Raw genomic sequence first — 14,600 nt, 5'->3', positions numbered from 1 at the left:
GAGGAGTGTCATATCCGGGCCTGGTTCTCGATCTGGATCGCGCCCATCGCCGTGTAGAGCTTCTTCATGAGGTAGTTCTCCTCGTTGTCGAGGGTCGCTCCTCCGAGGCTGGCGATGCCGAGGGAACGGCGGGTGCGCCGACCGTCGGCGTCCTCCCACTCCCAGAACTCCTTGCGGGTCTTGACGACGCGGTCCGCGATCATGTCCATCGCGGTGTCCAGGTCGAGGTCCTCCCACTCGGTGCCGTGCGGGCGCCGGTAGCGGACCGTGGTGACCCGGCTGGGCGAGGTGACGAGCTGCATGGTGGCGCTGCCCTTGGGGCACAGCCGGCCGCGCGAGATCGGGCTGGCCGGGTTGCCCTCGATCGCCACGATCTTGTCGTCCTTGACGAAGGCCTTCTGCGCGCAGCCGACCGCGCAGAACGGGCACACGGTCTCGACCACCCGGTCGGCCGTGACGGTGCGGGGCTCGAGCCGGTCGCTGCGGGGGGACTGCGCCGCGTGGCCTCGGCCGAGCCGGTCGCCGCCGGTCACCTGCCGCACCAGCGGCCAGCCCTCGAGGCGTGAGCGGAGACCCATGGGCTCAACGTAGCCCGCGGATCCCCGTGGCGGCCTCACCCCTGAGGGCAACCCGGGCGCGTCTACGCTCCTCCACGGAGGCGTTCCTCGTCTGGTGACGGGCGCGGTCCTCAAAACCGTAGTGGCCGGGCACCCCGGTCAGGCGGGTTCGATTCCCGTCCGCCTCCGCCAACACGCCCGAAGGGAGTCCGAGTGTCGACCCACGACGACCCGCGACGCCGTACTCCCCGCACCGACACGGTGCTCGACGACCCACGTCTCGAGGACGCACTGACCCGGCTCGGCCGATCCCGGGTCAAGGCCGCGGTCGTCGGGGCACTGGACCGGTGCCGGGCCGGCGACGTGGCCCCCGAGGACGTCGTGGGCGAGGTGGTCGCGCAGCTGCCCGAGTCGGCGGCCTCCCTCCGTCGCGTGATCAACGCGACGGGCATCGTGGTGCACACCAACCTGGGCCGCGCTCCCCTGTCGGCCGCCGCGGTCGACGCCGTGGTGGGCGCAGCCGGAGCCACCGACGTCGAGCTCGACCTGACGACCGGGCAGCGCGGGGGCCGGGGCCGGTCCACCCTCGAGGCCCTGCGAGCCGCCGTACCGGCCGCGGGCGACGTGCTGGTGGTGAACAACGGCGCCGGTGCGCTCGCTCTGGTCGCCTGCGCCCTCGCGAGCGGGGGCGAGATCGTGGTGGCTCGCGGCGAGCTGGTCGAGATCGGCGACGGCTTCCGGATCCCCGACCTGCTGGAGTCGGTGGGCGCGCGCCTGCGCGAGGTGGGGACGACGAACCGGGTCCACCGGGCCGACTACGAGCGGGCGATCGGCCCCGACACGGCGTTCGTCCTCAAGGTGCACCCGTCGAACTTCCGGGTCGAGGGATTCGTCTCCACCGTGCCGGTCGCCGACCTGGCCACGCTGCCGGTGCCGGTGGTGGCCGACATCGGCTCCGGTCTCCTGGCACCGCACCGCCGGCTCCCCGACGAGCCCGACGCCGCCTCGACCCTCGCGGCCGGGGCGTCGCTGGTGACCGCCTCCGGCGACAAGCTGCTGGGAGGTCCGCAGTGCGGGCTCGTCCTGGGTGACGCGAGCCTGGTCGAGCGGGTCCGACGGTTCCCCCTGGCCCGGGCCCTCCGCGTCGACAAGCTGACCCTGGCGGCGCTCGAGGCCACCCTGACCGGACCCGCGACTCCGGTCGCGGAGGCGCTGCAGAGGCGGCCGGACGACCTCATGGAGCGCGCCCGCCGGATCGTGGCCGGCCTGCCGGACGGACTCGCCGCGGCGGTGGAGTCCGACGCCGCCGTGGGCGGAGGCGGGGCGCCCGGGGTGACCCTGCCGAGCGCGGCCGTCTCGCTGCCCGCCCGCCTCGCCGCGCCGCTGCGCCTCGGCGTCCCCCGGTGGTGGGCCGGGTCACCGGCGACCGGCTGCTGCTCGACCTCACCACGGTCCCACCCGAGGACGACCCGTCGGTCGTGGACGCCGTACGACGGGTCGCCGGGTCCTGAGGTGCACGTCGTCGCCACCGCCGGGCACGTCGACCACGGCAAGTCCACGCTGGTCCGCGCCCTGACCGGGCAGGACCCGGACCGCCTGGAGGAGGAGCGACGGCGCGGGCTGTCGATCGAGCTGGGCTACTGCTGGGCGGCGTTGCCGCCGGTCGGCGACGTCGCGTTCGTCGACGTACCCGGCCACGAGCGCTTCCTGTCCACCACGCTGTCCGGCCTGGGCCCGGTGCCGGTCGCGATGCTCGTCGTGGCCGCTGACGACCCGTGGATGCCGCAGGCCGCCGAGCACCTCGCGGCGCTCGACGCCCTGGCCGTCGCGCACGGCGTCGTGGTGGTGACCCGCTCGGACCTGGCCGACCCGGGCCCGGCCCTCGCCCGGGCCCGTGCGGAGGTCCACCGGACCTCGCTGGCCGGCGCACCCGCCGTCGTGGTCAGCGGCCGCACCGGGGCCGGGCTCGACCGGCTGCGCGCGACGTTGGTCGACGTTCTCGCGAGGATGGCACCACCGGACCCCGCGGCCGACGTGCGCCTCTGGGTGGACCGGGTCTTCCACGTGCGCGGGGCCGGCACGGTGGTCACCGGCACGCTGCCGGCCGGCACGTTGCGGGTGGGCGACCACCTCGTCACCGGTGGCGAACGGGTCCGGGTGCGGGGGCTGGAGAGCCTGGGGGTGAGCGTTGAGCAGGTCTCGGGCGTGGCCCGGGTGGCGCTCCGGCTGGGCTCCCGGCCGGAGGGCCTCGCCCGCGGCTCGGTCCTGCTGACGCCCGATGCGTTCCTGGCCGTGACCGAGGTCGACGTGCGGCTGCGCGGCGAGGGACGGCTTCCCGAGCAGCCGCTGCTGAACGTCGGCGCCGCCCAGCAGGCGGTGCACGCCCGCCCGCTCGGAGACCGCTTCGCGCGGCTGGTCCTCGACCCGCCCCTGCCGCTGCGGCACGGGGACCGGATGGCGCTGCGCGACCCCGGCAGCCGCACGATCTGGGGCGCCGAGGTCGTCGACGCCGCGCCGCCGTCGCTGACGCGCCGTGGTGCCGGACGGGCTCGGGCCACGGATCTCGCCGAGCGCGGCTCCGGGCCAGCCGCCGAGCTCGCCGCGCGAGGCGTCGTCCGCCGCAGTCTCCTACGCCGACTCGGCGTACCGACCGAGCCCCTGCCCGACGACGCCCTGTCCGTGGGCGACTGGGTGGTGTCGGGCGAGCGGCGACGGAGCTGGTACGACGCGCTGGACGCCGCGGTGCGCGCCACCGAGGACGGTCTGAGCCAGGCCTCGGCCGCCCACCTGCTCGGCCTGCCGGACGCCGAGCTCGTCGGCGCCCTCGTCGCTGCGCCCCTGCGCCTGGTCGCGGGGCGGGTCACGCTGGACACCGGCCTGCCGGACGCCCAGCTGCGGGCTCTGGACGCCGTTCGTGCGGAGCTCACCGGCCGTCCCTTCGATGCCCCCGCAGCCGACCGCCTGGCCGAGCTCGGCATCGACCGGGCGACGCTCGCCCGGCTCGGTCGCAGCGGTCACCTGCTCGTCCTGGACGACGGGATCGTCGTGCTGCCCGGAGCCGACGACGAGGCCCTGGGCCGGCTGGCGGAGCTGCCATCGCCGTTCACGACCAGCCAGGCGCGGCAGGCACTGGGCACCAGTCGCCGCGTCGCCCTCCCGCTGCTCGCCTACCTCGACCGGACCGGCCGGACGGTCCGGCTGCCCGACGACCGTCGCCGCCTGCGCTGACCCTCGGCTGCTCGAGACAGCGGCAGGAGGTCCTGGGTCAGTCCTCGTCGACGATGTGCATGGCTGCTTCCTCGGCGCTCGCACCGGCGCCGTCGATGCCCGCGTCCGAGGCCCATAAGTCCGAGTCCTCGTCGTCACCCGAGCCCTGGTCCTGGGCGACCAGCCGACCGCTGCGCGCGTCCCCGACCTCACCGTCGTCCAGGTCGTCGTCGACCTCGTCGTCGAGGTCGGCGCCCACGTCGGGTTCCTCCTCGGCCAGCCGCTCGTCCAGGGTCTCCGGCTCGTCCACCTCGTGCGGGTGCCGGAGGTGTCCGGGCTCGCGGTCGGGCGGCGAGAAGCCCTCGTCCAGGACGTCGTCCACGCCGCGGTCGTCGAGGGTGTCGCTGGGCTGCAGCTGGTCTTCGCTCACACGTCGAACCTACTCGCCCACGGCTGCCACCGACGCCACTGCCCCGTCCGGCCCGGCTCAGCCTGGCTACGAGGCCCGGCGGACCGCGAGGTACGGCGCGTTGACGCCGTGCTCCACCGCCCAGATCACGGCCTGGGTCCGGCTGGTGACGCCCATCGACCGGTACGCCGTCCGGATGTGCGACTTGACGGTGTTCATCGACAGCTTGAGCCGCAGCGAGATCTCCTGGTTGGAGGCCCCGGCCGCGATCATCGCGATCACGTCGGACTCGCGCGGCGTCAGCCCCAGCTCGGGCATCAACCGGGTCGGCTCGTCGAGGCGGCGGACCGGCTCGTCCAGGGCGATCAGGCGCTCACCGGCGTGCACCTTCTCCAGCGCCACCACCAGCTCGGAGCCGGGCAGGGCCTTGGAGAGGTAGCCGTCGGCTCCCCCGAACATCGCGCGCTCGACGAAGCCGTCGCGGATCTCCCACGTGTAGACGGCGACCCGGGCGCCGGTGCCGGGCGCCGGGCGGACTGAGGCCGGACCGTCGTTCTCGGGACCGGGCCGCGTGAACGGGTCCACGAGCGCGATGTCGACGGGACCTGCCGGATGGTGCTGCGCAGGCAGCACAGTCACTCGCCGGGCGTAGCCCGCGAGCATGGTCGTGATGCCTTCGTGGACGAGCTCGCACTCGTCGACGAGAGCCACTGTCAGTGGCTGGTCGAACCCCATGCCCCCTCGTACCCCGGGCGCAACAACCCATGCGCGCGACCGACGTCATCCGGGCAGGACAGCATCCCGCGGCATGTTGGGCCCTCATCCACGGGATGTGCCTCTCCGTTACCGGAGACCACCACCGTAGGCCTCCCGCCCGGACCTGTCCTCACCCCTGCGTGCGTAGCCATCCGCACGGTCAGGGGGGTCAGCGATCGAACGCCGTCCGCACCGCGGCCATGTCGGCCTCCCCGTGGCCGCGCTCCGAGGCGCGGTCGTAGAGCGCCAGCAGCGTGCTCAGCAGGTCGACCGGGAACGACGCGTCCTCCGCCGCGTCGATCATCAGCCCGACGTCCTTGCGCACGCTGTCCAGCGCGAACGCCGGCTCCGCCCAGGACCGCTCGGCCATCATCGAGCCCTTCATCTGGGCGAAGACTGAGTCCGACGCACCGCCCTTGATCGCCTCGAGGAAGAGGCCCGGCTCCAGCCCGAGCGCCTCGGCCAGCCCCAGGGCCTGCGCCGCCGCAGCGTTGATCGAGGCGACCCAGGAGTTGCTCGCCAGCTTCAGGGCGCTCGCGGCACCGACCGTGTCGGCCACCCGCAAGGTGCGGGCGCCGACGGCGTCCAGCACCGGCTGCGCGTGGTCCACCGCCGTCGGGGCCCCGGACACCAGGACGACCAGGTTGCCGGTCTCCGCCGGTTGGCGCGTGCCCAGCACCGGCGCGTCGACCAGCCGGGCACCGACGGGTGTGGCCGCCTCCGCGATCCGGGCCATTCCGGCCGGACCGACGGTGCTGCACTGCAGCCAGACCGTCTCGGGGCCGAGCCCCGCGACCACCTGGTCGACGATCTCCAGGACGCTGTCGGCGTCGTACAGCATGGTCACCGCCACGTCGCAGCCGGCGAGTGCGTCGGAGATCTCGCGATGGGCGGTGATCGGCCCGCCGTCAATCGATCCGGCGACGGCGTCGGCGCGTTCGGGCGTCCGGTTCCACACCCGGACCTCGTGGCCCTCGCGGGCGAGCGAACGGGCCATCGCGGCCCCCATGATCCCGGTTCCCAGCACGGCGGTACGCATCCCCACATCGTGGCACGAGGACCAACGGATAGGTTTCTGGCATGGTCCGGCTCGAAGCTTCGGGCGTCGAGCGCTGGTGTGACCGGCTGTTGGACGCCTTCCTGGTGCTGATGGCGACATGGACCCTCGTCTACCACCTCTGCGTCGTGGTGCGTCTGGGCACCACCTGGGCCGTCGCGCTCGAGGTCGTCGCCCTGGCCGTGACCGGACTCCTCCTGCGTCGTCTGCGGCGTTCTCCAGAGGAGCTGCCGCCCCCGGCTGCCGGCCCGACGACTCCCGTGTCGGCCGCGGCGGTGACCCGCCACCATCGGCTGGTGGTGGTGACGGCGGTCGCTGCCGGGTGCGCCGCGCTGGGCACGGCGACCAACGCACCCTGGGTGCTGGTCTGGGTGCCGTGGCTCGTCGCCGCCCGTGCCGGCATCGCCGCCGCCGCGCTGCGCCTCGGGACCTCGCGACCGGACCCGTCCGGTGCGCCCGACGCTGCCGGGGCTGACAGCGCCGACGAGGGGGACGGCGGCTCCGGCAGCCGCACCGCTCTGGTGGTCCTGCTCTGGACCCTCGCGATGGCCGTCGCCAGCGTGCTCGTCCGCCGGCCCAACCCGGACGACCTCTTCTACCTGAACTACTCCCAGTGGGTCACCGCGCACGGGACCTTCCCGATCCGCGACACGTTGTTCTCCGACCTCGTGTACCCGATGGCGAACTGGCCGCCGGTGGCGTCGTACGACGGCCTGGTCGGAACGCTCGGCCGGCTGACGAACGCCCACGCGGCATCGGTCGAGTACCTGGCCGTCCCTCCGATCGCCAGCGCCCTGGCCGTGCTGGCGCTCTGGCGGCTGCTGCGGGCGTGGCGGGTGCAGAGAGTCGCGCTCGTGCTGTCCGTCGCCCTGCTCTTCCTCGCCTTCGACGGCACCTCGGCCTATGCGACGCCCGGGAACCTCTTCGTGACCCGGCTCTGGCAGGGCAAGGTGATCCTGCTCTGTGTCGTCGTACCGCTCCTGCTCACCCACGCGTTGCGCTACGTCGAGCGCCCCACCCGCAGGCGGCTCGTGCCCCTGGCCGTCGGAGGGGTGGCGGCGGTGGGCCTGAGCACCACGGCGATCTTCCTGGTCCCGCTCCTGGCGGTCGGCGGCATGCTGCCGCTGGTCCGCAGTGACCGACGGCGCGCCCTCGAGGGCTTCGTCGCGATGGCCGCCTACGCGCTGGGTGCGGGCATCGTGACCGTGCTGATCGGTGGGCGCAGCGCCGACGACTTCGGCGGCCGGCGGCTCTACCGCTTCGACGCCTCGTGGATCGGCCACCAGGTGTTCCTGAGCGGCCTGGTCGCCCTGATCGGTGTGCTCGCCGTGCTGCTGGGCGCGCTGCTGCTGCCCCATCCAGCTGCCCGGCTGACCACCGGCGTGCTGGTGCTCTTCACCGGGCTCGTGCTGGTGCCCGGGGCGACCGAGCTCTCCTACGCCGCGGCCGGTCTGGGCCCGACCCTGTGGCGGCTGAGCTGGGCGATCACCGTGGCGGCCCTGGTCGGTGTCGCCGTGCTCCGAGCCGGGAGCGCGCTCGAGCAACGCCTGCGCGACCGGCCCCAGCGGCGCTGGGCGATCCCGGGCATCGGTGTCCTGCTGCTGGCGTTGCTCGCGGTGTTCGGCAGCCCGATCTGGGCCGCCGACACCACCTCCGAGATCCGCGCCCCCTTCCACTGGCAGCGGTCCTACTCCAGTCGGGCCGTGGTCTCGGGCATCCTCGAGGCGACCCGCCCGGGCGACCTCGTGCTGGCACCCGACTCGATCTCGATCACCCTCGCGGTGACCACGACCGACGTGAAGGCCGTGGCACCGCGCGACTACTACATGCACTACCTCAGCGGCGTGCCCGGGTTCCACTACCGGGCCAGGCTCGCGCTCGTGCATGCGGTCAACGACGACATCCCCGCCGACACCCCCGGCTTGGGCCGCGACCTGCGGGTCCTGGGGGTCGACGTGGCCTGCACGTCGATCCTGGACGGGCGGCTGTTCCGCCGGTTCCGGGCCGCCGGCTACACCCCGTTGCTGACCACGACCTACTACCGCTGCCTGCACAAGACCTGACCAGGGAGTCCTCCCCCGACCGGGTGGGGACCGACCCCCACCGTCCGCCGCTATGCTCACCGCGGCCCGAGAGAGGAAGTTTTCATTGCGCATCCTGGTCACCGGAGGCTCCGGCTTCATCGGTCGCCACGTCGTCGCCGCGCTCCAGGACGAGGGGCACGAGGTCGCCGTGGTCGACCGCGTCCCCTTCTCCGGCCCGGGCGTCCGTGCGGTCACCGGTGAGCTCGAGGACCCCGCGGTCCGGGACGAGGCAGTCGCTGCCGGCACCGACGCGGTGGTCCACCTGGCCGCGGAGACCTCGGTCCTCGGCTCGATGGAGCGCCCCGCGCTCGTGCACCGCGTCAACGTCGAGGTGACCGCCGCCCTGCTCGAGCTTTCCCGGGAGCGTGGTGTCGGCGCCTTCGTGCTGGCCTCGACCAACGCCGTGGTGGGCAGCTTCGAGGGCACCTTCACCGAAGACGTCCCACTCGCCCCCCTGACGCCGTACGGCGCGACCAAGGCCGCAGGAGAGATGCTCCTGTCCGGCTACTCCGGCGCCTACGGAGTGCGGACGCCGGCCCTGCGGCTGACCAACGTCTACGGGCCCGGCATGCGCCACAAGGACAGCTTCATCCCGCGCCTGATGCGAGCTGCGGCCGACCATGGCAGCGTCCAGGTCTACGGCGACGGCCTGCAGCGCCGCGACCTGGTGCACGTCCACGACGTGGCTCGTGCCTTCGTCGCCGCGGCGACCAGCTGGCCCAGCGGTCCGGTGATCATCGGCAGCGGCATCTCCCACACCGTGCTCGACCTCGTCGACGCGGCCCGTGAGGCCACCGGAGCGCCGATCCCGTTCGAGCACGTGCCGGGCAAGCCCGGCGAGATGCCCGCCGTGGTCGTCGACATCGGGCGGGCCCGGGCCCGCGGTTTCGAGCCGAGCATCTCGTTGCTCGAGGGCGTCCGGATGGCGTGGGCCGACTTCGCCCCGTCGACAGCCTCCTGACGCCGGTGCGCACACCCCACGGACGCCTGGTCGCCCGGCACCTTCCCCTGGCCCTCCTCGTGGTCCTTGCGCTGGCGCTGCACCTGGCCTCGTCCGCCGGGCTCGGCCCGGGCGCGCTGGTCACCATCGCCGGCGGTGTCGCGGCGTACGTCGTGGCCCTGCGGTGGGGCTGCTGGACCTGGCTGGCGCTCCTCGCCGCCGCCCCCGCCCTGCTCGACGAGCGGATGATGTCACTGCGTGACGGCTCCACCGTGGTCGCCTCGGCAGCGATCACGCTCTTCCTCGCGACCGCATCCTGGAAGCGCTGGCCGACCGGCGGGCGGGCGATCGGTCCGGCGGCCCTGGCCGCGGCCGGGGCGGTGCTGGGGTACGTCGCGGGCGTGGCGACGTCCGCCCATGTCGACGCCGCCGGTGTCGCCGCGCCGCACCTGCCGGACGTGCTGCTCGGCGCGGCGGGCGTGGTCGGCGTGGCCGCGGGTGTCGGCGTCGCCCGGGCTGCCGGCGTGCCCGGGCTGCGCCTGGTGTGTGCACTGACGGTGCTGGTGCCTCTGGTCGCCGCGGTCGCTGTCCCGTCCGCCACCTCCGGCACCTGGCACGACGTGCCGGCGTTGGTCACCTGGTGGCCGGCCGCGGGCGCCCTCGGCATCACCGCGATCCTGCGCGGTCGCCGGGGCCGCGCGTCGTCGCTCCCCCAGGCGGACTCCACCGACGAGGCTGCCCTGGCGGCGTTCGCCGACCACTACGGGCGACCCGCGCTGGGCCCGGTGGCGGTGGTGATCGCGGCCTACAACGAGGCGGACGGCATCCCGGGCGTCCTGCCGACGCTGCCCGACCAGGTCTGCGGGCTGCATGCCGACGTGATCGTGGTCGACGACGGCAGCAGCGACGGCACCGCCGAGGCGCTGGCCGGCTCGCGTGCCCTCGTGGTCGCCTGTCCGCAGAACCGTGGGCAGGGCGCCGCGCTCCGGCTCGGCTACCGGGTCGCGCGCGAGCACGGTGCGACGTACGTGATCACCACCGACGCCGACGGGCAGTACGACGTCGCCGACTTCCCGACCGTGCTGGCGCCGATCGTCGAGGGCCGCGCCGACTTCGTGTCGGGCTCGCGGATCATCGGGCACCAGCACACCCTCGACAAGGTACGACGCGCGGGCGTCCACGTGTTCGCCTGGCTGGCCACCGTCCTGACCGGGCACCGGCTGACCGACACGTCGTTCGGGCTGCGTGCGATGCGCTCGGAGGTGACCGCGGCCGTCACCCTCAACCAGCCGCAGTACCAGTCCTCCGAGCTGCTGCTCGGGGTGCTCGCCCACGGCTTCCGGGTGCTCGAGGTGCCCGGAACCATGCACGTCCGTGCCGCCGGGGCCAGCAAGAAGGGCCGCAACCTGGTCTACGGCTCCAGCTATGCCCGGGTGATGACCGGCACCTGGTGGCGCGAGGGTTGCCCGCGACCCGTGGCAGAGGTCGCACCGGCCCTGCGCCACACTCGTTCGCATGCGCCTCGCTGAGCGGTTCCGAGGGCTGTGGCGGACCGAGAGACCCTTCCTGGTCGCCGTCGCCCTGGGCGTCGTCGTCCGGGTGGTCATCGCGATCGCGTTCCCGCCGGCCTTCGTGATGAGCGACGCGCCGGCGTACCTCGACCTGGTCGACCACCTGGTTCCACCGGTCAGCCGTCCCGCGGGGTACGGCGCGGTGCTGCGGGTCCTGTCCTGGGTCAGCCGCTCGCTGTGGGTGATCTCCACGACCCAGGTGCTGATGGGCCTGGCCACCGCCGTCCTCGCCTACGTCCTGCTCCGGCGATGGGGGGTGTCGACCCTGGTGGCGACCCTCGCCACGCTCCCACTGCTCTTCGACTCGATGCAGCTGCTCCTGGAGCACGCCGTCCTCAGCGACGTGCTCTTCGACCTGCTCCTCGTCGCGGCCGTGGCCGCGCTCGCCTGGTGGCCGGCGCCGCGGCTCTGGACGACGGCCGCCGCCGGGCTCCTGCTCGGCCTGGCCACGCTGGTCCGGATCGTCGGCGAGCCGTCGATCCTGGCCGCCGTGCTGTTCGTGCTGATGGCGGCGACCACCTGGCGCCACCGGATCGCCCAGGCGGTCGTCGTCTGCGTGGCCTTCGCCCTGCCACTGGTCGCCTACGCCGGGTGGTACCACCAGGAGAACGGCGTGTACGCGCTGACCCAGGCCTCGGGCCGGGCGCTCTACATGCGCACCACGACGTTCGTGCAGTGCTCGAAGCTCCACCTGCCGGCCTACGAGCGCGTCCTGTGCCCGCGCGAGCCGCTCGGCTCCCGCCGCGAGCCCACGTTTTACGGCTGGCACTCCCCATCCACCCTGCCCCGGCTCCACCCGCCCCCCGGCGTCACGGTCGACCAGGCCCTGCGCGACTTCGCGATCCGGGCGATCAAGTCCGACCCGCTGGCCTACCTCCGCGTGGGTGCACGGGACTTCGTGCTCCAGTTCTGGGCACCGGACAGGGGCCCGTACTACGAGTACAAGACGTCGGTGAAGTGGACCTTCGCCTACTTCGTCGACTACCGACCGTCGCCGTCATGGACGGGTCGGGCCTTTGCTGAGCACGGCGGCCAGGTGCAGCTGACCCGGCAACCGGCCGCCGACGTCCTCTCCTGGTACGGACGGCTGGTCTACGTGCCGGGGCCGGCGACCCTCGTGCTCCTGGTCGTGGCCGTCGCCGGTGCCGTCGTACGACGGGAGGAGGCACCGTCGAGGCGACCCCTGACGGTGCTCCTGGTCGTGCTGCCGCTGGGGCTGAGCCTGGTGCCCGACCTGACCGCGGAGTTCGTGTGGCGCTACGAGCTGCCGATGTTCACCATGCTCCCGCTGGCCGCCGCACTCGGCTGGACCCGGCTGCGCCGAGCCCCCCTGGCCCGGCCGGGGACGACCGTACCGGCACTGCGACGGGCCCGAGGGCATGGCACCGGCTAGCGCCCTGGCCCGGGTGTGGCACTCGGAGCGGGTCTTCGTCGTCGCGCTCGGGGCGGCCGTGGTGCTGCGCATCCTGGTGCAGTACGCCTTCCCCCCGGCGTTCGTCTTCAGCGACGGCCCGACGTACCTGGGCTTCGTCGACCACCTCGTCCCCTCGCCCGACCGACCCGTCGGCTACGGCATCGCGCTGTGGATGCTGGCCGGCGTGACCCGTGGGTTGACCCTGGTGGCGGTCCTCCAGCACCTGCTGGGACTCGTCACGGCCATGGTCGGCTATGCCCTGCTGCGTCGCTGGTCGGTGTCCCCGCGCCTGGCGACCCTGGCCATGCTCCCCCTGCTCTTCGACGAGATGGAGCTGGTGGTCGAGCACTCCGTGCTCAGCGACGTTTTCTTCGACCTCGTGCTCCTCCTCGCCGTCGCCGCCCTGGCCTGGCATCGCACTCCTCGGGTCTGGAGCACCGCGGCGGCGGGACTGCTGCTGGGCACCGCCACCCTCCTCCGACTGGTCGGCGAGCCTGGGATCCTGGCGATGGTGGTGTTCCTGGCGATCGTGGCTTCTTCCTGGCGGCAGCGCCTCCTCCACGTCGTACTCGTCACGGCGGCCTTCGCGCTCCCGCTCACGGCGTACGCCGCGTGGTACCACCACGACAACGGCGTCTGGGCGATCACCCAGTCGAACGGGCGCGCGCTGTACATGCGAACCACGACGTTCGTCGACTGCTCGAAGGTCCAGGTGCCTGCCTACGAGCGGCCCCTGTGCCCCACCGAGCCTCTCGGTAGCCGGCAGGACCCGACGTGGTACGGCTGGCACGACCCAGCGGTGCTGGGCCTGAGGACGCCGGCGGGCGTCACCCAGAACCAGGCGATGTACGACTTCGCGAAGCGGGCGATCCGGGCCCAGCCGAGTGCCTACGCGGCCACCGTCGGCCGCGACCTCGCGATGGGCTTCTGGGCGCCTCGCAGGTTCGACTACTTCGAGTACGACACGCAGTACAAGTGGAGCTTCACCCACTACGTCGACTACGTGCCGACGCCGCTGTGGACCGAGCCGGCCTACGCCGCCCACGGGGGCGAGATGCCCGGCACCCGGCACCCCGTCGCCGATCTCCTCGACTGGTACGGAAGGGTCGTGTACGTCCCGGGGCCGGTGCTGTTCCTGCTCCTGCTCGTCGCCGTCGCCGGTCTGGCCCTCCGTCGGCCCGACGGCGCACCGGCCACCCGACCGCTGACGTTCCTCACCCTGGCCCTGGGGGTCGGGTTCGTGCTCGTGCCGGATGCGACCGCGGAGTTCGTCTGGCGCTACCAGCTACCGGCGCTCGTGCTGCTCCCGATGAGCGCTGCGCTCGCCTGGACCCGGTTGCGCGGTGCTCCCGAGGCTCAGCCGGGGACGACCGCGACGCCGAGGATCGACTGACCGAACGGCGGGGTGACCCGGCGCTCGATGGTGCGGGTGACCGGCACCACGAACCGGTCGTAGGTGCGCACCAGCGCGGGCTTCGGCGTGCCGACTCCCCCGCGCCGGACGGTGAGCCACCACGCCACTCCGCCCAGGAGGTTGACCGGGCGGACCACCTCGGGGGTCAGCCCGGCGGCGGTGATCGCGGCGGTCAGGGTGCGCGGGGTGTAGCGGCGCACGTGGCCGACGGCGCGGTCGAAGTCGCCGTACAGCTGCATGTAGCCGGGCACGAACAGCACGATCCGGCCGCCGGGACGCACCATCGAGGCCAGCCCGCGCAGCGCGCCGGTGTCGTCGTCGATGTGCTCCAGGACGTTGATCGCGACCACGGAGGCCACCGGCTCACCGATGTCGATCGCGCCGTCGGCGAGGTCGAACGTCCGGGCCTCGACCTCGGGCCGGTCGGCGAACCGCTGCGCCATCGAGGCGACCGCGTCAGGGTCACGGTCGGTGACGACGTGGCGCCGCAGACCGGAGAACTGGGACGCGAACTCACCGAGCCCGGCTCCGACCTCGAGCACCGAGTCGCCGCAGTGCGGACCGATCAGCTCGAGCTGGAAGGCGCGGTAGCGGCGCTGGTCGGCTCCCGAGGAGTCCTCCAGCGAACGGCCGGTCGCCGAGCTGAACGAGCCTTCTCCGGCACCGGTGCTCACGAGGCGGCCTCCGTCCGGGCGTGGTGGTGGCGCGCCTCGAGCCGGGCGACCCGCTCGAACAGGCGGTCCAGGAGCACGAAGCGCAGGACGAACATCAGGGCGTAGACACCGAGGTAGGCGACGGCCACCAGCGCCACCCGCAGCGAGGCCTGGGTGCCGAGGTGGTGCAGCCACACGTCGAGCAGGTGGGTGATCCCGGTCGCGAGCAGCAGCGTCATCAGCACGATGGTGATGTAGGGCAAGAGCTCGGTGCGGAAGCTGGGTCGGCCGGTGCGCTGCCAGGCCCAGCGTCGGTTGAGCCAGTAGTTGGGGACCGCCCCGGCCAGCCAGCCCACCAGCGACGCGGACGTCGTACCGACGTGGACGGGGCCGTAGAGCAGCACGAAGGTGACCTCGCTGCAGACCGTGGCGACCACCGAGCCGCCGAGGTAGCGCAGCAGCTTCGGGCCCAGACCGAGGGTCTCGGCCACCGGGGGCGCGGGCGCGGCGGTGGGCGCGGGGGGTCTCGGCACGCCCC

12 protein-coding genes and 1 tRNA gene are annotated in these 14,600 nt (G+C 73.5%); 7 read left to right on the top strand and 6 right to left on the bottom strand.

Translation table 11 applies throughout. From position 1 onward, the window contains the following. Positions 1–8 precede the first annotated feature (8 nt). A complete protein-coding gene (locus tag E3N83_RS20375; protein WP_151082222.1) occupies positions 9–578 on the bottom strand; it encodes a molybdopterin-binding domain-containing protein in 570 nt (189 codons plus the stop codon). 76 nt (positions 579–654) lie between these two features. Between E3N83_RS20375 and E3N83_RS04810 the strand changes: the two genes are divergently transcribed. Together E3N83_RS04810 and selA are read left to right on the top strand one after the other, a co-directional pair. Next, positions 655–749, top strand: a tRNA-Sec gene (locus E3N83_RS04810). 21 nt (positions 750–770) lie between these two features. Further along, entirely contained in the window at positions 771–3,785 is a 3,015-nt protein-coding gene (selA, locus tag E3N83_RS19910) for an L-seryl-tRNA(Sec) selenium transferase (protein ID WP_238343070.1), read from the top strand. Between the two features lie 37 nt (positions 3,786–3,822). Here the strand turns inward: selA and E3N83_RS04795 are convergent, their stop codons facing one another. From E3N83_RS04795 to E3N83_RS04785, 3 genes are all read right to left on the bottom strand, one after another. Beyond that, on the bottom strand, positions 3,823–4,194 hold the full coding sequence (locus E3N83_RS04795; RefSeq protein ID WP_151082220.1) for a DUF5709 domain-containing protein: 372 nt from the start codon (positions 4,192–4,194) through the stop codon (positions 3,823–3,825). A 66-nt stretch (positions 4,195–4,260) separates the two neighbouring features. Continuing rightward, the gene (locus tag E3N83_RS04790) at positions 4,261–4,908 is read right to left on the bottom strand and encodes a response regulator transcription factor (protein WP_151082219.1); all 648 of its coding nucleotides are present in this window, start codon (positions 4,906–4,908) and stop codon (positions 4,261–4,263) included. 190 nt (positions 4,909–5,098) lie between these two features. Beyond that, positions 5,099–5,968 carry an NAD(P)-dependent oxidoreductase gene (locus E3N83_RS04785; protein ID WP_151082218.1) on the bottom strand — a complete coding sequence of 290 codons (870 nt, stop codon included), beginning with the start codon at positions 5,966–5,968 and terminating at the stop codon, positions 5,099–5,101. A gap of 41 nt (positions 5,969–6,009) precedes the next feature. Here E3N83_RS04785 and E3N83_RS04780 point away from each other — a divergent pair, with 41 nt between their 5' ends. The 5 genes from E3N83_RS04780 (at position 6,010) to E3N83_RS04760 (ending at position 13,388) form a co-directional block, all read left to right on the top strand. Continuing rightward, a complete protein-coding gene (locus E3N83_RS04780) occupies positions 6,010–8,049 on the top strand; it encodes a DUF6077 domain-containing protein (protein WP_151082217.1) in 2,040 nt (679 codons plus the stop codon). A gap of 85 nt (positions 8,050–8,134) precedes the next feature. Beyond that, the gene (locus tag E3N83_RS04775) at positions 8,135–9,031 is read left to right on the top strand and encodes an NAD-dependent epimerase/dehydratase family protein (RefSeq protein ID WP_238343069.1); all 897 of its coding nucleotides are present in this window, start codon (positions 8,135–8,137) and stop codon (positions 9,029–9,031) included. A gap of 5 nt (positions 9,032–9,036) precedes the next feature. Further along, complete coding sequence (locus E3N83_RS04770) at positions 9,037–10,539, top strand: glycosyltransferase family 2 protein (protein ID WP_151082215.1); 1,503 nt, start codon at positions 9,037–9,039, stop codon at positions 10,537–10,539. Further along, positions 10,526–11,974 carry a hypothetical protein gene (locus E3N83_RS04765; protein WP_151082214.1) on the top strand — a complete coding sequence of 483 codons (1,449 nt, stop codon included), beginning with the start codon at positions 10,526–10,528 and terminating at the stop codon, positions 11,972–11,974. Before E3N83_RS04770 ends, E3N83_RS04765 begins: the two co-directional genes overlap by 14 nt. Further along, entirely contained in the window at positions 11,961–13,388 is a 1,428-nt protein-coding gene (locus tag E3N83_RS04760; protein WP_151082213.1) for a hypothetical protein, read from the top strand. Before E3N83_RS04765 ends, E3N83_RS04760 begins: the two co-directional genes overlap by 14 nt. Here E3N83_RS04760 and E3N83_RS04755 read toward each other — a convergent pair. Continuing rightward, entirely contained in the window at positions 13,352–14,083 is a 732-nt protein-coding gene (locus E3N83_RS04755; protein WP_151082212.1) for a class I SAM-dependent methyltransferase, read from the bottom strand. The genes E3N83_RS04760 and E3N83_RS04755 overlap by 37 nt on opposite strands. Beyond that, positions 14,080–14,595, bottom strand: coding sequence for a GtrA family protein (locus tag E3N83_RS04750; protein ID WP_191907955.1), 516 nt, complete (start codon positions 14,593–14,595; stop codon positions 14,080–14,082). Before E3N83_RS04750 ends, E3N83_RS04755 begins: the two co-directional genes overlap by 4 nt. Positions 14,596–14,600: the final 5 nt, after the last annotated feature.

Origin of the sequence: Nocardioides cynanchi (assembly GCF_008761635.1) — a bacterium.
GTDB lineage: Bacteria > Actinomycetota > Actinomycetes > Propionibacteriales > Nocardioidaceae > Nocardioides > Nocardioides cynanchi.
Note: the sequence above shows the minus strand (reverse complement) of the source record. Positions and strands in the feature narration are given on the sequence as shown.